This is a genomic window from Ornithinibacter aureus (genome assembly GCF_009858245.1).
Taxonomy (GTDB): Bacteria; Actinomycetota; Actinomycetes; order Actinomycetales; family Dermatophilaceae; genus Fodinibacter; species Fodinibacter aureus.
This window is the reverse complement of the sequence record NZ_VMSB01000001.1, coordinates 379325-399094: the sequence shown is the minus strand read 5'-3', so window position 1 is coordinate 399094 and position 19770 is coordinate 379325. Positions and strand designations below refer to the sequence as shown.

19 protein-coding genes and 1 tRNA gene are annotated in these 19770 nt (G+C 71.5%); 4 read left to right on the top strand and 16 right to left on the bottom strand.

The window, feature by feature from the left end; translation table 11 throughout:
• The 14 genes from C8E84_RS01965 to hisI all read right to left on the bottom strand — a co-directional run bounded on the left by C8E84_RS01965 (position 1) and on the right by hisI (position 15835).
• Positions 1-83 (bottom strand) — tRNA-Leu (locus C8E84_RS01965).
• A gap of 54 nt (positions 84-137) precedes the next feature.
• On the bottom strand, positions 138-1583 hold the full coding sequence (gene pyk / locus C8E84_RS01960; RefSeq protein ID WP_159899021.1) for a pyruvate kinase: 1446 nt from the start codon (positions 1581-1583) through the stop codon (positions 138-140).
• Between the two features lie 204 nt (positions 1584-1787).
• Entirely contained in the window at positions 1788-3245 is a 1458-nt protein-coding gene (locus C8E84_RS01955) for a glutamate synthase subunit beta (RefSeq protein WP_159899019.1), read from the bottom strand.
• Positions 3238-7779, bottom strand: a complete 4542-nt coding sequence (gene gltB / locus C8E84_RS01950; protein ID WP_159899017.1) for a glutamate synthase large subunit — start codon at positions 7777-7779, stop codon at positions 3238-3240. Before gltB ends, C8E84_RS01955 begins: the two co-directional genes overlap by 8 nt.
• 128 nt (positions 7780-7907) lie before the next feature.
• Positions 7908-8774 carry a prolipoprotein diacylglyceryl transferase gene (gene lgt / locus C8E84_RS01945; protein WP_159899015.1) on the bottom strand — a complete coding sequence of 289 codons (867 nt, stop codon included), beginning with the start codon at positions 8772-8774 and terminating at the stop codon, positions 7908-7910.
• Positions 8771-9580: a DsbA family protein gene (locus tag C8E84_RS01940; RefSeq protein WP_159899013.1), complete on the bottom strand. Its 810-nt coding sequence runs from the start codon at positions 9578-9580 to the stop codon at positions 8771-8773. Before C8E84_RS01940 ends, lgt begins: the two co-directional genes overlap by 4 nt.
• Before the next feature lie 21 nt (positions 9581-9601).
• Positions 9602-10114: a MauE/DoxX family redox-associated membrane protein gene (locus tag C8E84_RS01935; protein ID WP_159899011.1), complete on the bottom strand. Its 513-nt coding sequence runs from the start codon at positions 10112-10114 to the stop codon at positions 9602-9604.
• Positions 10111-10929 (bottom strand): tryptophan synthase subunit alpha, encoded by an 819-nt coding sequence (gene trpA / locus C8E84_RS01930; protein ID WP_159899009.1) that lies wholly within the window; start codon positions 10927-10929, stop codon positions 10111-10113. The genes C8E84_RS01935 and trpA overlap by 4 nt, the downstream gene beginning before the upstream one ends.
• Positions 10926-12143, bottom strand: a complete 1218-nt coding sequence (trpB, locus tag C8E84_RS01925; RefSeq protein ID WP_211675685.1) for a tryptophan synthase subunit beta — start codon at positions 12141-12143, stop codon at positions 10926-10928. Before trpB ends, trpA begins: the two co-directional genes overlap by 4 nt.
• A 23-nt stretch (positions 12144-12166) precedes the next feature.
• Positions 12167-12991, bottom strand: a complete 825-nt coding sequence (trpC, locus tag C8E84_RS01920) for an indole-3-glycerol phosphate synthase TrpC (protein WP_159899007.1) — start codon at positions 12989-12991, stop codon at positions 12167-12169.
• The gene (locus C8E84_RS01915; protein ID WP_159899005.1) at positions 12991-13218 is read right to left on the bottom strand and encodes an HGxxPAAW family protein; all 228 of its coding nucleotides are present in this window, start codon (positions 13216-13218) and stop codon (positions 12991-12993) included. Before C8E84_RS01915 ends, trpC begins: the two co-directional genes overlap by 1 nt.
• A gap of 69 nt (positions 13219-13287) precedes the next feature.
• A complete protein-coding gene (locus C8E84_RS01910) occupies positions 13288-13890 on the bottom strand; it encodes a Trp biosynthesis-associated membrane protein (protein ID WP_159899003.1) in 603 nt (200 codons plus the stop codon).
• On the bottom strand, positions 13887-15470 hold the full coding sequence (locus tag C8E84_RS01905; protein ID WP_159899001.1) for an anthranilate synthase component I: 1584 nt from the start codon (positions 15468-15470) through the stop codon (positions 13887-13889). Before C8E84_RS01905 ends, C8E84_RS01910 begins: the two co-directional genes overlap by 4 nt.
• A complete protein-coding gene (hisI, locus tag C8E84_RS01900) occupies positions 15467-15835 on the bottom strand; it encodes a phosphoribosyl-AMP cyclohydrolase (RefSeq protein ID WP_246196722.1) in 369 nt (122 codons plus the stop codon). The genes C8E84_RS01905 and hisI overlap by 4 nt, the downstream gene beginning before the upstream one ends.
• Before the next feature lie 232 nt (positions 15836-16067).
• Here hisI and C8E84_RS01895 point away from each other — a divergent pair, with 232 nt between their 5' ends.
• Positions 16068-16721 carry a TIGR03085 family metal-binding protein gene (locus C8E84_RS01895; RefSeq protein WP_159898997.1) on the top strand — a complete coding sequence of 218 codons (654 nt, stop codon included), beginning with the start codon at positions 16068-16070 and terminating at the stop codon, positions 16719-16721.
• Between the two features lie 23 nt (positions 16722-16744).
• Here the strand turns inward: C8E84_RS01895 and hisF are convergent, their stop codons facing one another.
• Entirely contained in the window at positions 16745-17518 is a 774-nt protein-coding gene (gene hisF / locus C8E84_RS01890; RefSeq protein ID WP_159898995.1) for an imidazole glycerol phosphate synthase subunit HisF, read from the bottom strand.
• Between the two features lie 32 nt (positions 17519-17550).
• Between hisF and C8E84_RS01885 the strand changes: the two genes are divergently transcribed.
• Together C8E84_RS01885 and C8E84_RS01880 are read left to right on the top strand one after the other, a co-directional pair.
• A complete protein-coding gene (locus C8E84_RS01885; protein ID WP_159898993.1) occupies positions 17551-18135 on the top strand; it encodes a nucleoside/nucleotide kinase family protein in 585 nt (194 codons plus the stop codon).
• Entirely contained in the window at positions 18132-19214 is a 1083-nt protein-coding gene (locus C8E84_RS01880; protein ID WP_159898991.1) for an FUSC family protein, read from the top strand. The genes C8E84_RS01885 and C8E84_RS01880 overlap by 4 nt, the downstream gene beginning before the upstream one ends.
• On the opposite strand, the gene C8E84_RS01875 is transcribed toward C8E84_RS01880, so the two are convergent.
• Positions 19206-19472 carry a type 2 periplasmic-binding domain-containing protein gene (locus C8E84_RS01875; RefSeq protein WP_211675342.1) on the bottom strand — a complete coding sequence of 89 codons (267 nt, stop codon included), beginning with the start codon at positions 19470-19472 and terminating at the stop codon, positions 19206-19208. The two genes, C8E84_RS01880 and C8E84_RS01875, sit on opposite strands and share 9 nt — an antisense overlap.
• 57 nt (positions 19473-19529) lie before the next feature.
• Here C8E84_RS01875 and C8E84_RS01870 point away from each other — a divergent pair, with 57 nt between their 5' ends.
• A complete protein-coding gene (locus tag C8E84_RS01870) occupies positions 19530-19748 on the top strand; it encodes an EamA family transporter (RefSeq protein WP_159898989.1) in 219 nt (72 codons plus the stop codon).
• The last annotated feature ends 22 nt before the right edge of the window (positions 19749-19770 follow it).

Genomic DNA, 19770 nt, shown 5'->3' with positions numbered 1-19770 from the left:
TGCCGGGAGCGGGACTCGAACCCGCACGCCCTTGCGGGCAGAGCATTTTGAGTGCTCCGTGTCTGCCGTTCCACCACCCCGGCCGGGGCGTGACCAGCATACCGGCGAGGGGCATGCTGGCTGGTCTCCGTCCGCGCTCAGAGCTCGCTGTAGGCCGGGGCCACGCGGTTCTTGGCGTCGCCGACGCGGTGCACGCGCAACGCGTTCGTGGAGCCCGGGATGCCGGGGGGCGAGCCCGCGACGATGATCACGGTGTCGCCCTCGACGACCCGCCCCGCGGCGAGCAGCACCTCGTCGACCTGCATCGCCATCTCGTCGGTGTGCTTGGCCTTGCCGACGAGGAAGGTCTCGACACCCCAGGTGAGGGCGAGCTGGCTGCGGGTCCACTGGTTGGGCGTGAACGCGAGCATGGGGATGCGCGGGCGAACCCGGGACAGCCGGCGCGTGGAGTCGCCGCTCTCGGTGAACGTGATGAGGAACTTGACCCCGAGCAGCTCACCGATGTCGGCGGCGGCCGCGGTGACCGCACCACCCTTGGAGCTCGGGCGGGTGCCGAGGGGACGGATGCGGTGCAGCCCGTGGTCCTCGGTGTTCTCGATGATGCGGGCCATCGTGCGCACCGCCGCGAAGGCGTGCTTTCCGACGCTGGTCTCGCCCGAGAGCATCAGGGCGTCAGCGCCGTCGAGGACGGCGTTCGCGGCATCCGAGGCCTCGGCCCGGGTCGGGCGGGCGTTGTCGATCATCGACTCGAGCACCTGGGTGGCGACGATGACGGGCTTGGCGCGGCGCCGGGCGATCTCGCAGGCGCGCTTCTGCACGAGCGGGACCTCCTCGAGGGGCATCTCGACGCCGAGGTCACCACGGGCCACCATGACACCGTCGAAGGCGCGGATGATCTCGTCGAGGTTCTCGACCGCCTGCGGCTTCTCGATCTTGGCGATGACGGGCAGTCGCAGGCCCTCCTCGTCCATGATCTTGTGGACGTCGAGGATGTCCTCGGCGCTGCGGACGAACGACAGCGCGATCATGTCCACGCGCATGCGCAGGGCCCAGCGCAGGTCGTCCTTGTCCTTCTCGGACATGGCCGGCACCGACACGGCGACACCCGGCAGGTTGATTCCCTTGTTGTTGGAGAGCATGCCGCCCTCGATGACCTGGCACACGACGTCGGTGTCGGTCACCTCGGTGGCGATGAGGGCGAGCTTGCCGTCGTCGATGAGGATGCGGTCACCGATGCTGACGTCGCCGGGCAGCCCGGCGTAGGTGGTGCCGACCTCGACCTCGTTGCCCGGCACGTCGCGGGTGGTGATGGTGAAGGACGCCCCCCGCATGAGCTCGATCGGCCCGTTCTCGAAGCGGGCCGTGCGGATCTTCGGGCCCTGGAGGTCGACCAGGATGCCGACGGCGCGCCCCATGGCGTCGCTGGCCCTGCGCACGTCGTGGTAGACGCGCTCGTGGTCGGTGTGGTCGCCGTGGCTGAGGTTCAGCCGGGCGACGTCCATGCCGGAACGGACGAGTTCCCGAAGGTTCTCGGCGGAGCTGGTGGCGGGACCGAGAGTGCAGACGATCTTGGCGCGACGCATGAATTGCATCCTAGTGGTGCAAGCGCTTCCACCGTGACGCGTGCCACATGTCGGAAGACCCTTCAACCACCCCCTGCCCGAGGTTTATCGGGTGACCCGATAACGCCTCACTCCACTGGACAAGGGTTGTCACAGGAAGTGGGGTCTTACCGGGGCACCCGATAAACCTTCGGCGCTGGGGGCTGCAGGTGGCGGGAGGCTGGCTCAGGCCATGAGGGGACGATCCGTGGGGTTGACCGGGCGCGGCAGGCGGGAGGGCTTGCCCATCAGCCAGGCGTCGACCCCGTTGGCCGCGGACCGGCCCTCGGCGATGGCCCAGACGATCAGCGACTGCCCACGACCGGCGTCGCCGGCGACGAAGACGCCGGGAACGTTGGTCATGTACGCGTCGTCGCGGGCGGCGTTGGTGCGGGCGTCGCGCTCGACCCCGAACTGGTCGAGCAGGTCCTGCTGCGGGCCGAGGAATCCCATCGCGAGCAGGACCAGCTGTGCCGGAAGCTCACGCTCGGTGCCCTCGACCTTCTCGAACCCGTTCTCACCCATGCGCACCTCGTGCAGGCGCAGGGCGGCGACGCGACCGTGCCCGTCACCGACGATCTCGCTCGTCGACACGGCGTAGACGCGGTCGCCACCCTCCTCGTGGGCCGAGGCGACCCGGAAGGTCATCGGGTAGGTGGGCCAGGGCTGGTTCACGGGCCGTTCGCCCGGGGGCTGCGGCATGATCTCCAGGCTGGTCACCGACCGGGCACCCTGGCGGTGCGAGGTGCCGATGCAGTCGGCGCCGGTGTCACCACCACCGATGACGATGACGTCCTTGCCCTCGGCCGTCACCTGGCCGTCGACGTGCTGGCCGCGGGCCACCCGGTTCGCGGGCGGCAGGAAGTCCATGGCCTGCATGACCCCGTCGAGCTCACGCCCGGGGACGGGCAGGTCGCGCGGCACGGTGGCGCCGGTCGCGATGACGACGGCGTCGAACCGCTTGCGCAGGTCGGCGGCCGTGAGGTCCTTGCCGATCTCGACACCGTTGCGGAACCGGGTGCCCTCGGACTTCATCTGGGCGATCCGGCGGTCCAGGACCGCCTTCTCCATCTTGAACTCGGGGATGCCGTAGCGCAGCAGGCCTCCGGGCGCGTCGGCGCGCTCGTAGACGGCCACGGTGTGGCCGGCGCGGGTCAGCTGCTGGGCAGCGGCGAGCCCGGCCGGGCCGGACCCGATGACCGCGACGGTCTTGCCGGACAGCCGCTCGGGCGCCTCCGGTGTGACCGTGCCGTTCTCGAAGGCCCGGTCGATGATGCTGACCTCGACCTGCTTGATCGTCACGGCCGGCTGGTTGATGCCGAGCACGCAGGCGGCTTCACACGGCGCCGGGCAGAGCCGACCGGTGAACTCGGGGAAGTTGTTCGTCGCGTGCAGGCGGTCGATGGCCTGGCGCCACTCGCCCTTCCATGCCAGGTCGTTCCACTCCGGGATGAGGTTGCCGAGCGGGCAGCCGCTGTGGCAGAACGGGATGCCGCAGTCCATGCAGCGCCCGGCCTGCCGCTGGAGCTCGGGGACCGGCTGCTCCTCGTAGACCTCCTTCCAGTCCTTGATCCGGACCGGAACGGGGCGACGTCGCGGCAGTTCGCGCTCACGCGTGCGCAAGAAACCTTGGGGGTCAGCCACGGGAGGCCTCCATGATCCGCTCCCACACCTGGGTGCCGTCGGGGTCCAGCCCCTCCGCCGCCGCCTTGGCCCGCACGTCGAGGACGCGCTGGTAGCTGCGAGGAAGGACCAGGGTGAATGCCGAGCGGGCGGAGTCCCAGTCGGCGAGGAGTCGGGCTGCGACCGCTGAGTCGGTCCACCGGTGGTGGCGCTCGAGCAGGTCGTGCACGACGAGTTCGTCCTCGGCGCGCAGCGGCCCGAGGTCGACGAGCTCACGGTTGACGTGGGCCGGGTCGAGGTCGAGCACGTAGGCGACGCCACCGGACATGCCGGCGGCGACGTTGCGCCCGGTGGGCCCGAGGATGAGCGCGGTGCCGCCGGTCATGTACTCGAGGCCGTGGTCACCCACGCCCTCGACGACGGCGGTCGCGCCCGAGTTGCGCACGCAGAAGCGTTCGCCGACCCGACCTCGCAGGAACAGCTCACCCGAGGTCGCGCCGTAGCCGATGACGTTGCCGCCGATGACGTTGTCCTCGGCGACGAGGGCGGATGCCGGTGCCGGGCGGACGATGACGCGCCCGCCGGAGAGCCCCTTGCCGACGTAGTCGTTGGCGTCGCCCTCGAGGCGCAACGTCACCCCGGCGGGAAGGAACGCCCCGAAGCTCTGGCCGGCAGAGCCGGTCAGGGTGAGGTCGATGGCGCCGTCGGGCAGCCCCTTCGGGTGCACCTTGGTCACCTCGTGCCCGAGCATCGTGCCGACCGTGCGGTTGACGTTGCGGATGCGGAACCGGGCGCTCACCGGGGTGCCGTTGTCGATGGCGTCGCGCGACGCCGCGATGAGCTCGTGGTCCAGGGCCTTCTCGAGGCCGTGGTCCTGCCCGATGGTGTGCCGGATGCCGGAGCCGTCCGGGCTCTCCACGCGCGCCAGAATCGGCGCGAGGTCCAGGCCGGAGGCCTTCCAGTGGGTGATCGCCTTGGAGGCGTCGATGTGCTGGACCTGGCCGATGGCCTCCTCGATGCTGCGGTAGCCCAGCGCCGCGAGGTACTCGCGAACCTCCTCGGCGATGTACTCGAAGAAGGTCTCGACGAACTCTGGCTGGCCCGAGAAGCGGGCGCGCAGCTCGGGGTTCTGGGTGGCGATGCCGACCGGACAGGTGTCCAGGTGGCAGACCCGCATGAGGATGCAGCCCGAGACGACGAGCGGGGCCGTCGCGAAGCCGAACTCCTCGGCGCCGAGCAGGGCGGCGATGACGACGTCACGGCCGGTCTTGAGCTGACCGTCGACCTGCACGACGATGCGGTCGCGCAGCCCGTTGAGCACCAGCGTCTGCTGGGTCTCGGCAAGGCCGAGCTCCCACGGGCCGCCGGCGTGCTTGAGGCTGGTCAGCGGGCTGGCGCCGGTGCCGCCGTCGTGGCCGGAGATCAGCACGACGTCGGCGTGGGCCTTGCTGACGCCCGCCGCGACCGTGCCGACGCCGACCTCGGAGACGAGCTTGACGTGGATGCGGGCCTGCGGGTTCGCGTTCTTCAGGTCGTGGATGAGCTGTGCGAGGTCCTCGATGGAGTAGATGTCGTGGTGCGGCGGCGGGCTGATCAGGCCGACGCCCGGCGTCGAGTGCCGCGTCTTGGCGATCCACGGGTAGACCTTCGGGCCGGGCAGCTGCCCGCCCTCGCCGGGCTTGGCGCCCTGGGCCATCTTGATCTGGATGTCGTCGGCGTGGGTCAGGTAGAGCGAGGTGACGCCGAATCGACCCGAGGCGACCTGCTTGATGGCCGAGCGTCGCTGCGGGTCCATCAGGCGTTCGGGGTCCTCGCCGCCCTCACCCGTGTTCGAGCGGGCCTTGAGCCGGTTCATGGCGATGGCCAGGGTCTCGTGCGCCTCCATGCTGATCGAGCCGTAGCTCATCGCACCGGTGTTGAAGCGCTGGACGATGTCGGCGACCGATTCGACCTCCTCGATCGGCACGGGCGGGCGCGGCTGCGCCCCCCCGAGCTCGAAGAGGCCCCGCAGGGTCATCAGGCGCCCGGCCTGCTCGTCGATGCGACGGGTGTACTGCTTGAAGATGTCGTAGCGACGGGCCCGCGTGGCGTGCTGGAGCCGGAAGACGGTCTCGGGGTCGAACAGGTGCGGCTCACCCTCGCGGCGCCACTGGTACTCACCGCCGACGAGCAGCTTGCGGTGGGCCTGGCGGATGCCGTCGGGCGGGTAGGCCATGGCGTGGCGCGCCGCGGTCTCGGCGGCGATGACGTCGAGGTCGACCCCGCCGAGCTGGCTGACGGTGCCGGTGAAGAACTCGTCGACGAGGTCCTGGGAGAGCCCGATGGCCTCGAAGACCTGGGCGCCGCGGTAGGAGGCGACCGTGGAGATGCCCATCTTGGACATCACCTTCAGGACCCCCTTGCCCAGGGCCTTGATGAGGTTGGCGACGGCCTTCTCCTCGGTGACCGAGGTGATGGCACCGCTGCGGACCATGTCCTCGACGGTCTCCATGGCGAGGTAGGGGTTGATCGCGGCCGCACCGAACCCGACGAGCAGCGCCACGTGGTGCACCTCGCGCACGTCGCCCGCCTCGACCAGCAGGCCGACCTGGGTGCGGGTCTTCTCGCGGATGAGGTGGTGGTGCACCGCCGAGGTCAGCAGCAGCGAGGGGATCGGCGCGAGGTCACGGTCGGAGTCGCGGTCGGACAGCACGACGAACCGGGCACCCTGGGCGATGGCCGCGGACACCTCGGCGAAGATCTCGTGCAGGCGGGCCCGCAGGGCCGGGGCGCCGCCGCCCACGTCGTAGGTGCCCTTGACGACGACCGTGCTGTACCCGGGCAGGTCACCGTCGGCGTTGATGTGCACGAGCTTGGCCAGCTCGTCGTTGTCGATGACCGGGAACGGCAGCACCACCTGGCGCGCGTGCGCCGGGGAGGCGTCGAGCACGTTGCCCTCGGGGCCGATCGAGGACCCGAGCGAGGTGACGAGCTCTTCGCGGATCGCGTCGAGCGGAGGGTTGGTCACCTGGGCGAAGAGCTGGGTGAAGTAGTCGAAGACCAGTCGCGGCCGGTCGGAGAGCACGGCGATCGGGGTGTCGGTGCCCATCGAGCCCAGCGCCTCGAGGCCGGCGGACGCCATCGGCGCCAGGATGAGCTTCAGCTCCTCCTCGGTGTAGCCGAAGGTGCGCTGGCGCCTCGCCACCGAGGCTGCGGTGTGGATGATGTGCTCGCGCTCGGGCAGGTCGGACAGCTCGAGCAGGCCGGCGTGCAGCCACTCCTCGTAGGGGTGCTCGGCGGCCAGGCCCGACTTGACCTCCTCGTCGCTGATGATGCGGCCGGCCGCGGTGTCGACGAGGAACATGCGACCGGGCTGGAGCCGGCCGCGGCGCACGACCCGCTCGGGCTCGATGTCGAGGACCCCTGCCTCGGAGGCGAGCACGACGAGCCCGTCGTCGGTGACCCAGAAGCGGCCCGGACGCAGGCCGTTGCGGTCGAGCACCGCACCGATGAGGGTGCCGTCGGTGAAGGTGACACAGGCCGGGCCGTCCCACGGCTCCATGAAGGTGGAGTGGAACTCGTAGAAGGCACGCCGAGCCGGGTCCATCGACTCGTGGTTCTCCCACGCCTCGGGGATCATCATGAGCACGGCGTGCGGCAGCGAGCGACCCCCGAGGTGCAGCAGCTCGAGGACCTCGTCGAACGTCGCCGAGTCCGAGGCGGCGGGGGTGCAGATCGGGAACACGCGCTCGATGTCGCCGGGGATGACCGTCGAGCTGATCTGGCTCTCGCGGGCCCGCATCCAGTTGCGGTTGCCCTTGACGGTGTTGATCTCACCGTTGTGCGCGATCAGCCGGTACGGGTGCGCGAGCGGCCAGCTCGGGAAGGTGTTCGTCGAGAAGCGGGAGTGCACGAGCGCGAGCTCGGAGGCGAATCGCTCGTCGGACAGGTCGGGGAAGAAGGGCTCGAGCTGACCCGTGGTGAGCATGCCCTTGTAGACGACCGTGCGGGCCGACAGCGACGGGAAGTAGACCTCCGCCTCGTGCTCGGCGCGCTTGCGCAGGCAGAAGGCCACCCGGTCGAGCTCGATGCCACGAAGCCCCTGCTCGGAGGTGACGAACAGCTGTCGGAAGACCGGCATGCACTCACGGGCGGACTGGCCGACGAGATCGGGGGTCACGGGGACGTCACGCCAGGCGATGACCCGAAGGCCCTCGTCCGCTGCGATGTCGGCGATCCGCTGCTCCGCCCGGGCGCGCTCGTCGTCCTCCCGGGGCAGGTAGGCCATGCCGACGGCATAGGCGCCGGCCTCGGGGAGGTCGGCATCCAGGACCGCGCGGAAGAACGCGTCGGGGACCTGGGTGAGGATGCCGGCACCGTCACCCACCAGCGGGTCGGCGCCGGTGGCGCCTCGGTGATCGAGGTTTCGCAGCGCGTCGAGGGCGTGCGCGACGATGTCGTGGCCGGCACTGCCCCGCATCGTCGCGACGAGGGCCACGCCGCAGGCGTCGTGCTCGTGCTCGCGGCGGTACAGGCCCGTGTCGGTGGGCTGGGCGGAGAAGCGGGCGACGGTCACGTCGCATCACCGTCCTCTTCAGTCGTGGGCCCTCGAGGGGCCGGGCACGGCAAGGTCAGGCGCGGACGGCTCTGGCCACGTGCCGGAAGACTATCGCCCGGCGGCGCGGTCTTGCGATTTGAGTTTCGCTATCCCACATTCCGGGATTCGGGTTCGCTCTGCGGGACAGCGTTGCGCTCAGCCCGACGACCGGTGAACCAGTAGATCCACACCCCGAGGGCGAAGACGATGATGCTCGTCCAGACGTTGAGCCGCACCCCGAGGATCAGCTCGGCCTCGTCGGTGCGCATGAACTCGATGACGATGCGGCCCACGGGGTACCCCGCGACGTACAGCCCGGCGAGCTGACCCGGGGCCAGTGCACGTCGCTTGTCGATGACGAGCAGCGCCACCGCGAGGATGACGAGCCAGATCATCTCGTACAGGAACGTCGGGTGGAACACCCCGAGGACAACGGGGTTGCCCGAGGCGTCCTCGACTGCTCGACCGGCGCCCTGGTCCCACTCGTGGATGGTCAGCCCCCACGGCAGCGTGGTGGGGCCGCCGTACAGCTCGTTGTTGAACCAGTTGCCGACGCGGCCGATGGCCTGCGCCAGCGCCACCCCCGGCACCGCGGCATCCAGGAAGGGCAGGAAGCGGATGCCGACCTGTCGGCACCCGACCCAGATGCCGAGGGCACCGAGTGCGATCGCGCCCCAGATGCCGAGGCCGCCCTCCCAGATCTTCAGCGCGTCGACCGGGTTTCCGCCCACACCCCAGTAGGGGTCAGGGGTGGTGATGACGTGGTAGATCCGGCCGCCGACGATGCCGAACGGCACGGCATACGCAGCGACGTCGAGTGCCTGCCCAGCCTCGTAGCCCCGATCGACGAGGCGTCGGCCGGTGAGCCACACGGCGACCACGATCCCGAGGAGGATGCACACGGCATACATCCGCAGCGGGAGCGGGCCGAGGTGCCACACCCCGACCGTGGGGCTGGGCAGGGAGGCGATCACTTCCCGGCAGCCTCGAGCGCCGCGACGAGCTTGGCCGGGTCGAAGGCCGTTCCCTCGGCGTTGACCAGGGTGCTGGTGTCGAGGTCCTCACCGTTCACCTTGACCGTGGGCGTGCCCTTGACGCCATCGGCGAAGGACTGCTTCTCGACCGAGTTCACGTAGTCGGTGTACTTGCCTGCGGCCACGCAGGACTCCCAGGTCGTCAGGGCCTCGCCGCTCACACCTGCGGTCTCGGCGAACGCCTTGAGCTGGGCGTCGGTCCAGCCATCACCCTCGCGCTCAGGCTGGCCGGGGAAGAGCTGGTCGCTGTACTCCTGGAACTTGCCGGCGTCCGAGGCGCAGAAGGCCCCGTTCGCGGCGCGCGTGGAGCTGTCGTTCCTGAGGTTGTCGTCGAGGAAGTTCTTGACGTGGTAGACGAGCTTGATCTTGCCGTCGGCTGCCTGCTGGCTCAGCGTCGGCCCGAAGGCCTCCTCGAACATCGCGCACGCAGGGCACTGGTAGTCGACGTAGAGGTCGACGGTGGGTGCACCGTCGACGGGCGTGACGTCCTGGAAGGCCGGGTACCCCTGGCCCAGCTCGCTGACCCCCGCGGGAAGGGCGTTGCCTCCACCGGTGACGTCGTTCTCCTTCGACATCTGGCTCCACACGACACCACCCACCGTGGCGATGATCGCGACGATCGCGACGACCGTGGCGACGACGATCTTGTTCGCCCCTCCCCCGGCGGACTTCTGGGCAGCCTGGATCTTCGCCTGGCGCGCGGATGCGGCGCCCCGATCCGGGGCCTTGGCGGAGTTCTTCGCCATGGTGGTCAATCTCCTCGTGGTTTAGCGGAACAGCAGACGGTCAAGGGAGGCCAGGGTGCGCGGGCGCCACCACAGCCAGGCCCCGGCAAGGGCGAAGGTCGCATCACGGGCGATGTCGGTGCCGTACTTCGTCTCACCCGGGGCGACCTGCCCGCCACCACCGAAGCACCCGCAGTCGATGGTCAGGCCCCGGGCCCACGCCTGCGCGATGCCGATGATGAAGGCGATCATGAGCAGCGTCGAGATGATGGCCACCGGCCGGGTGAACAGGCCCAGGATGAGCAGCGCGCCCAGCAGGATCTCGACGAAGGGCAGGGCCAGGCCGATGTAGCCGGCGAGTTCCATGGGGAAGATCTCGAATGCCTGCACCGCGCGCTCGGACGTCAGCGGCTTGCCCACCTTGACGGCGCCGGCGTAGATCAGGACGGCACCCAGGAAGAGGCGGGCCACCAGGCCGATGACGTCCTTGAGCCGCTCACCGCGCTCGGGCGCCGGCGACACCTCGTGGAGGGTGGGGTCGATGGTCGTGCTCATCCGCGACCACCCCTCACACCATCAGCCAGTTCGTTCGTCAGAGCACGCAACGCCTCGAGCCGGTCAGCGAGTTCCCCCGGCCCGGTGAGGGTGCGGACCAGGGCCGAGCCGACGATGACTCCGTCGGCGTACGCGGCGAGCTCGGCGGCCTGGGCCCCGGTGGAGACACCGAGCCCCACGCAGACCGGCAGGTCTGTCACCGCCCGGGTGCGCTCCACGAGCCCCCGGGCGTCGGAGTCCACGCTCGCCCGGGCACCGGTGACGCCCATCGTGGATGCGGCGTAGACGAAGCCGCGGCAGGCGCTGGTGACGGCGCTGAGCCGCTCGGGCGTGGACGACGGCGCGACGAGGAAGACCCGGTCGAGCCCGTGGGCATCGCTCGCGGCGATCCACTCCCCGCCCTCGTCGGGGATGAGGTCGGGCGTGATCAGACCGGACCCGCCGGAGGCTGCCAGGTCGGCGGCGAAGCGCTCCACCCCGCGCCTCAGCACGAGGTTCCAGTACGTCATGACCAGGGCAGACCCGCCGGCATCCCGGACCGCCTGCGTGGCGCGGAAGACGTCGTCGACGCGGGCCCCGCCGGCGAGCGCGGTGCTCGCCGCGTGCTGGATGACCGGGCCGTCCATGAGGGGGTCGCTGTACGGCACGCCGACCTCGACGATGTCGCAGCCGGCCTCCACGAGCACGCGCATCGCCTGCAGCGACCCCTCGACGGTGGGGAAGCCCACCGGCAGGTAGCCGACGAGGGCCGCGCGCCCCTCCTCTCGGCAGCGCTGAAGGATCTCACCGACACCGTTCACGACCGTGCTGCTCATGCCGTCCCCCCGTGGAGCAGCCCGAAGTACCGGGCCGCGGTCTCCATGTCCTTGTCCCCACGGCCGGAGAGGTTGACGAGCAGCAGCGCGTCAGGCCCGAGCTCCCGGCCCACCTCCATCGCCCCGACGAGTGCGTGCGCGGACTCGATGGCCGGGATGATGCCCTCGGTGCGGCTGAGCAGCGAGAACGCCTCCATGACCGTGTCGTCGGTGGCGTAGCGGTACTCGGCCCGCCCGCTGTCGCGCAGGAACGAGTGCTCCGGCCCCACGCTCGGGTAGTCCAGCCCGGCGGAGATCGAGTGCGACTCCACGGTCTGGCCGTCCTCGTCCTGCATGACGTAGCTCATCGCGCCGTGCAGCACCCCGGGTGACGCCGACGCGAAGCGGGCGGCGTGCCGCCCGGACTCGATGCCCTCTCCCCCGGCCTCGATCCCGATCAGGCGCACCCCGCCATCCTCGATGAAGCGGTGGAAGATGCCCATGGCGTTCGACCCGCCGCCGACGCACGCGATCACGGCGTCCGGCAGGCGCCCGGTGAGGTCGAGCACCTGCGCGCGGGCCTCCTCGCCGATGATCTTGTGGAAGTCGCGCACCATCTCGGGGAACGGGTGCGGGCCGGTGACGGTGCCGATGAGGTAGTGCGTGTTCTGGACGTTGGTGACCCAGTCACGCAGCGCCTCGTTGATGGCGTCCTTCAGCGTGGCGCTGCCGTGCTCGACGGCGACGACCTCGGCCCCGAGGATGCGCATGCGGGCAACGTTGAGGGCCTGGCGCTCGGTGTCGACCTTGCCCATGTAGACGGTGCACTCCAGGCCGAGCAGGGCTGCGGCCGTGGCCGTGGCGACACCGTGCTGCCCGGCGCCGGTCTCGGCGATGACCCGGGTCTTGCCCATCCGCTTGGTCAGCAGGGCCTGCCCGAGGACGTTGTTGATCTTGTGGGACCCGGTGTGGTTGAGGTCCTCGCGCTTGAGGATGACCCGTGCCCCGCCACAGTGCGCCGCGAACCGCGGGACCTCGGTGATGATGCTCGGTCGCCCGGTGTAGGTCGCGTGCAGGCGAGCCAGCTCGGCCTGGAACTCGGGGTCCACGGCCGCCTTCTGGCGGGCCTCGTCGAGCTGGTCGAGCGCCGGGACCAGCGCCTCGGGGACGTAGCGACCACCGAACTCGCCGAACCGGCCCGGTCGGGGCAGCTCGTGCGGGGTGAGGTCGCGGATGCCGTCGTCGGTCTGGGTGTCGCTCACTGCTGGGCCTCTCGGTCGGTGATGGCGCCCGCCGCGACCATCGCGGCGGCACCACCGCGCGGGTCTCCGGTGCGCACGAGCGCCTCACCGACCAGCACGGCGTCCGCGCCCTGGCGGGCGTAGGCGCCGGCGTCGGCGGCGTCGGCGATCCCGGACTCGGCCACGGTGACACAGCCGGGAGGGATCAGGGGGACGAGCCGCGAGAACGTCTCGGGGTGGATGTCCAACGTCTTGAGGTTGCGGGCGTTGACGCCGATGACGCTGGCGCCGGCATCGACGGCCCGCTGGGTCTCGGCCTCGTCGTGCACCTCGACCAGGGCCGTCATCCCGAGCTCGCGCACCCGTGAGAGCAGGGCCGTCAGCTGCTCGTCGCTGAGGGCGGCGACGATGAGCAGGACGACGTCGGCACCGTGGGCGCGGGCCTCCCACACCTGGTAGTCGGTGACGACGAAGTCCTTGCGCAGCACCGGGATCGTGACCGCTGCGCGCACGGCATCGAGGTCGGCGAGGCTGCCACCGAACCGGCGTGCCTCGGTGAGCACCGAGACGACGCTGGCGCCCCCGGCCTGGTAGGCAGCGGCCAGCGCCGCCGGGTCGGGGATGTCCGAGAGCTCACCCTTGCTCGGGCTGGCCCGCTTGACCTCGGCGATCAGGGACAGACCGGGTCGGCGCAGGGCCTCCTCGGCGTCCAGGGCTGGCGGTGTGGCCAGGGCGTCACGCTCCACGTCACCCTGCGGACGAGCCGCCTCACGAACGGCGAGGTCCTCACGCACCCCCGCGATGATCGCGTCGAGGACCGTGCCCGCGGTGGCGTCACCCATCAGTGGATCGAGGGTGCCTGTTCGGGGTCGCGCGCGGCGGCGCCGTAGCCCGCCATGGACAGCACCTTCCCCGCGACGACACCGACGACGGCCAGGACGACACCGCCGACGAACAGCCAGACGTTCGGGAACACCACCGCGAGCGACATGATCGCCGACGCGATGATGCAGATGATCACAGCCGTCCAGGCGGCGACGCTGTGCCCGTGGTCCTCGTGCTCGTCCATGTCGTCTCCATTCGTGCGAGGTTCGTGCGGGGCCCACAACCGGGGCCCGGTGGCTCTCCGGTGATTCTGTCAGGTCCGCGGGTCGGGGCCCACATCGGTGGGGTCGCGCCCTGCACTCAGCTCGTCCCAGGCGCTCGCCACGCGCTCGCCGCGCGGACCGGCGACGGGGGCACCGGCATCCGCCACCTCGTAGCGCGAGGACGGCCCACCCCAGACCCGCAGGCCGAGGACGGCACCGACCAGGCCCAGGAGCGCCACGGCGCACGCGGCCAGGGCCACCCAGGGCCACACCGTCGGGTCGGCGACGTTCTCGATGCTGCCGGTGCGGCCGACACGGGAGGCTGCCACCGGCCCGAGCACTGCTTCGGGGTCGCCAAGCACCCGCGCCGTGAGGAGCACGGCGATGACGACGGATGCCGCGTAGGCGACCAGGGCTACCACCCGCGCGATGCGTCCGGCGGCGACGGCCGCGATGGCCGCGGCCGCGATGGACAGCGCGACGGCGCTCAGGCCGGGGGCCACCTCCGCGCCGGTGGCGCTGATCCGGGTCGCCCCGAGGACGGCGTCGTCGACGGCCCCGGTCACCCACGGGCGGAAGCCGCTGACGAGCAGACCCCCGGCGCCGAGCAGGGCGAGCAGGGCGACGGCGCCCTTGCTGGACAGCCGGCTCATGTCACGGTCCGCATCGCCGCGGCCGTCGCGACCGCGCGCAGGGCCGCGGTCGCCTTGTGGACGCACTCCTCGTGCTCGCGGGCCGGTACCGAGTCGGCCACGATGCCGGCGCCGGCCTGCACGTGCGCGACACCGTCCTTGACGACGGCCGTGCGGATGGCGATGGCCATGTCGAGGTCACCATGGAAGTCGAGGTAGCCGACGACGCCGCCGTAGACGCCGCGCCGCGACGGTTCGTACTGCTCGATGAGGGCCAGGGCGCGCGGCTTCGGCGCGCCCGAGAGGGTGCCGGCGGGGAAGGTCGACACCAAAACGTCGTAGGCGCTGACCCCCGGGCGGGTGTCCCCCACGACGGTGGACTCGATGTGCATGACGTGGCTGTAGCGCCGCACGTCCATGAACTCGACGACGTCGACCGTGCCGGGGCGGCAGACCCGCTGGAGGTCGTTGCGGCCGAGGTCGACGAGCATGACGTGCTCGGAGCGCTCCTTGGGGTCGGCGAGCAGCTCGTCGGCCAGGCGCACGTCGTCCTCGGGGGTCTTGCCGCGCGGGCGCGATCCGGCGATCGGGTGGGTGATCGCCCGGTCGCCGGTGACCCGCACGAGGGCCTCGGGGCTGCTGCCGACGACGGCGTACGAGGATCCGTCGGGGTGCGGCAGGCGGAAGAGGTACATGTACGGGCTGGGGTTGCTGGCGCGCAGGGCCCGGTAGACGTCGAGCGGGTCGGCCGGGCAGTCGAGGCTGAACCGCTGTGAGAGCACGACCTGGAAGACCTCGCCGGCGCGGATGTCCTCCTTGGCGAGCTCGACCACCTCCTCGTAGCGCTCACGGGTGGTGTTCGAGGAGACCGTGGTCATCGTCGCGTCCACCGATGCCGTCTCGACGACGGCGACCGTGCTGGGCGCGGGGGCCGCGAGAGCACGCGTCATGTCGTCCAGCCGTGCCACGGCATCCGTCCACGCCTGGTCGACGCGGTCGTCGCTGCCGTCGTAGTTGATGGCGTTGGCGACGAGCAGGATCGAGCCGTCGGCGTGGTCGAGCACCGCCAGGTCGGTCGCGAGCATGAGGGCCAGCTCGGGCAGGTCGAGCTCGTCAGGGGCGGTGGCGGGCACGCGCTCCCAGCGACGCACGGCGTCGTAGGTGATGGCGCCGACCATGCCCCCGGTCAGGGGCGGCAGTCCCGCGATCGGCTCGGTCGCGAGCGCCCGCATGGTCTCGGCCAGGGCGTCGGTGGCCAGGCCCGAGGTCGGCACGCCGACGGGGGGTTCGCCGATCCAGTGGGCCTGCCCGTCGCGCTCGGTGAGCGTGGCCCGGCTCGCGGCACCGACGATCGACCAGCGCGACCACACCCCGCCGTGCTCGGCGGATTCCAGGAGGAAGGTGCCCGGCCGGTCTCCCGCGAGCTTGCGGTAGACGCCCACCGGGGTCTCTGCGTCCCCCATGAGGCGGCGCACGACGGGGATCACCCGGCGGTCGCGGGCGAGTACCCCGAAGACGTCGAGGTTGGGCCAGGTCTGGCCGTAGGCGAGGTCCGGGGTCGTCGCGCGGTCGGCGGAACCGCTCTCGGATGCCGTGCTCACGCGCCGTCCCCGACCACGGCACCGAGGTCCGCGGCGTCGAAACACGTGTGGTCCCCAGTGTGGCAGGCCGCGCCGACCTGGTCGACGCGCACGAGGAGTGCGTCGCCGTCGCAGTCCAGGGCGACCGATCGGACGTGCTGGACGTGACCGGAGGTGTCTCCCTTGCGCCAGTACTCGCGGCGGCTGCGCGACCAGAACGTGACCCGACCCTGCGTCAGGGTGCGGTGCAGGGCCTCGTCGTCCATCCATCCGAGCATGAGCACCTCACCGGTGTCGTGCTGCTGGACGATCGCTGCGACGAGTCCGTCGGCGTCGCGCTTGAGGCGGGCGGCGATGGCGGGGTCGAGGGTTGGGTCGGTGGACACGCCCTCATTCTGCCGTGGGTGGTGAGCGACCCGGTTCGGGGGCCGACCCGCGGACCGGTGCGCACGGCATCCGGGCGTTGCGGTCTTTGACGGCGCCGCAGGTCGAGTGAGCGCAACACGCCGAAGCCCGTTCCCTCCGCACGGCATGTTGCGCTCGCTCGACCTGCACCCAGCGACACCGGAGCGCCCTCAAGGCACCGGGGATGCAGGATCGTGGTCGACAATGGCCGGCATGACGTCGACAACACGTGTGCCGGTGGTGCAGGCCGAGCGCGAGGCCCTGTGCGACACCTTCCTCGAGCTCGGTCCGGACGCGCCCACTCTCTGCGACCCGTGGCGGGCCCGCGACCTCGCCGCCCACCTCGTCGTGCGTGAGCACCGCCCCGATCTCGCGCCCGGCATCTGGCTCCCGGCGTTGGCCGGGCGTCTCGAGGACGGTCAGCGCGCCGTGGCCGAAGGCGACTGGGAGTCGCTGGTCGCCACCGCACGCTCCGGGCCACCGTGGTGGTCGCCGACCCGGATCGACCGGGTCGATGCGCTCGTCAACACCGTCGAGCTCGTCGTGCACCACGAGGACGTCCTGCGTGGTGACGGCACGCCCGGCCCGCGCCGGGAGGTGCCCGAGCGCACCGAGCGGGCGGTCCACGCAGCGCTGCGGAAGTCGGCGCGGCTGATGTTCCGCCGCTCCCCAGTGGGTGTGCGCCTCGTCGCGCCGGCAACGGAGCCGATCATCGCGGGGCCCGACGCGCCGGTCGTCACGGTGACGGGTGCTCCGGTCGAGCTGCTGCTCCTTGCCTACGGGCGGATCCGCGTGGCGTCCGTCGACATCGACGGCACCCCCGCAGACGTGGAGTCCCTGCGCACCGCCATGCTCGGCGTCAGCTGAGCGACGCGCCCGAGCAGGGGCGCTCAGCGCACGGGCAGGCCGTCGGCGCGAAGGGCGTCCTTGACCTGACCGATGGTCAGTTCACCGAAGTGGAAGACGCTGGCGGCGAGCACGGCATCCGCCCCGGCCCGCACTGCGGGGGCGAAGTGCTCGACGCGACCGGCCCCTCCCGAGGCGATGACCGGCACGGTCACCTCGGCGCGCACCAGCCGGATCAGCTCGAGGTCGAACCCGTCCTTGGTGCCGTCGGCGTCCATCGAGTTGAGCAGGATCTCGCCCGCCCCGAGCTCGGCGGCCCGAACGCACCACTGCACGGCGTCGATGCCGGTTCGCGTGCGCCCCCCGTGGGTGGTGACCTCGAAGCCGCCCGACGGCATCCCGTGGTCGTCACGTCGACGACGCACGTCGGCGGAGAGCACCAGCACCTGCGCACCGAACCGGTCGGCGGTCTCGGCGATGAGCTCGGGGCGGGCGATGGCCGCGGTGTTGACGCCGACCTTGTCGGCCCCAGCCCGCAGCAGGCGGTCGACGTCGTCTACGGTACGCACTCCCCCGCCGACGGTCAGCGGGATGAAGACCTCCTCGGCGGTGCGGGCGACGACGTCGAACATTGTCGCGCGGTCGCCGCTGCTCGCGGTGACGTCGAGGAAGGTCAACTCGTCGGCGCCCTGCTCGCCGTAGCGCCGCGCGAGAGCGACGGGGTCACCGGCGTCGCGCAGGTTCTCGAAGTTGACGCCCTTGACGACACGACCGTCGTCGACGTCGAGGCAGGGGATGACGCGCACGGCCACGGACATGCGCCCATGGTGCCAGCACTAGAGTCGCCGCCATGAGCCAGCCGCCCGCCGAGCCTGCCGAGGGGGCCGACCCGGCCCACGTGGCCGCGGTGCTCGCGGTGGCCGCGGATGCCGTACCCGTGGCCGGCGCGACCGGCGTGGTCGCCATCGACGGACGCAGTGGATCGGGCAAGACGGTGCTCGGCACCGCCGTCGCCGGCGCCCTCGGGTGCTCGATCCTCCACCTCGACGACATCTTTCCCGGCTGGGACGGGCTGGCGGCCGGCGTCGCCGCGGTGACCGATCAGGTGCTCGAACCCCTCGCCCGCGGGGAGCGCGCCGCGTACCAGCGCTGGGACTGGATGCGATCCCGCCCTGGGCGCACCATCGACGTCCCCGCGGGTCGGCACCTCGTGCTCGAGGGGTGCGGCGCCCTGGTCCCTCCCGCGCTCGAGCACGCCGCCGTGCGGGTCTGGGTCGACGCACCGGATGCCGTGCGCCGCCGCCGCGCCCTCGGCCGCGACGGAGACCTCTACGCCCCGCACTGGCAGCGCTGGGCTGCCCAGGAGGACGCCGTGTACGAGGCTGAGCGCCCTTGGCAGCAGGCCCACCTCGTCCTCTCGACGGGCCTACGATGACGTTCCCGGACCCCCGGCCAGCACTGGCCCGAGGCATCGACCGGCTGTCCGAGCGTTGGGTGCTGGTGCTCCAGATCGGCGTCTCCGTGTTCGCCGCCTGGCTCGTGGCCAGCGAGGTGCTCGGACACGTCAACCCGTTCTTCGCGCCGGTGACCGCGATCCTGTGCCTCGGCCTCACCTACGGCCAACGGCTGCGACGCATCGTCGAGGTGACGGTCGGGGTCGCCATCGGCATCCTCGTCGGAGACCTCATCGTCGTCTGGCTCGGCTCCGGCGCCCTGCAGATGGCCCTCGTCGTCGTGCTCGCCATGGGCATCGCCGTCGTCGTCTCGTCGGGCCAGCTGCTCGTGGTCCAGGCCGGGGTGCAGTCGGTGTTCATCGTCGCGTTGGTGGCCGACCAGAGCGCCTCGGTCTCGCGGTGGCTGGATGCCGTGGTGGGTGGTGTGGTGGCCCTCCTCGTCGGGGCCATCGCGCCCACGTCACCGGTGCGCCGCCCCCGCGTGCTCGCGGCCCGGACGGCGCGAGAGATCGCGACCACCCTGCGCGAGGTGGTCCACGCCCTGCACCGTCGTGACCGGGCGCTGGCCACCGCCGCCCTCGACGATGCACGCGCGCTGGAGGACCAGCTGGCAGAGCTGCGGGTCGCGGCGTCCGAGGGCGCCGCCGTGGTGCGCCAGTCACCGCTGCTGCGCCGGCACGCCCCGGCCGCGAGAGCAGGGTCGGCGCTCGTCGTACCGCTGGACCGGTGCGTGCGAAACCTGCGGGTGCTCGCACGCAGGGCAGTCGTGGCGCTCGTGCGGGACGAGGAGGTGCCCGAGAAGTACATCGCCCTCGTGGCGGCCCTGGCCGACGCCGCGGGCGACCTGGCCCGGGTCCTCGACGAGCACGCGACGCCCTCTGCCGCACGGGCGGTGCTCGACCGCGTCGCCGAGCTCTCAGCGCACGTCGCCCCTGACGCGGGGCTGTCCGCTGAGATGTTGCGCGGACAGGTGCGGTCGATGGTGGTCGACCTCCTCGTCGTGGCAGGCCTCGAGGAGGACGAGGCCCTGCTGTCCCTGCCCGAGTCACACCTACCCTGACCCGGCCCCCGCCCCGGTACCCGAGGAGGACGCGCGACCTGCGTAGAGCCGGGTCGTGAGGTCGATCAGGTCCCCGAGCCCGCGTGGGCGGTCATCGCGCCACCACGCGAGGCGCACGGGGATACGGGGGCCGTCCTTGACCGGCCGGTAGGTCACGCCTGGACGGATGTGGTGGTGCGCCGTTGCCTCGGCGGTCGTACCCACCGCCGTGCCCGTGGCGATCGTGTCCAGCCAGTTGTCGACGTCCGCGGTCTCCACGAACCGAGGCGACCGGGCCATCCCGGACCACATCTGCCGCCGTACGCAGCGGACGTCGTGGCCCTGCGACGCGTGCCCACCCACCTGTTCAGCACGCTGTCCAGCGCGCACCCGGTGTGGGCGGCGCTGGCCGGCTGGGTCGTGCTCGACCAGGTGCTCGACCTCAACGAGTGGGTGGGGCTCGCCCTCATCGTGCTGGCCAACCTCGTGGTCTCCGCCCGTGGTCTGCGCCCGAGGACTGCGCCCCGCGTGACCTCAGCGCCTCGCAGGGCGTGATCGAAGCGACCGTGGCCCGGGC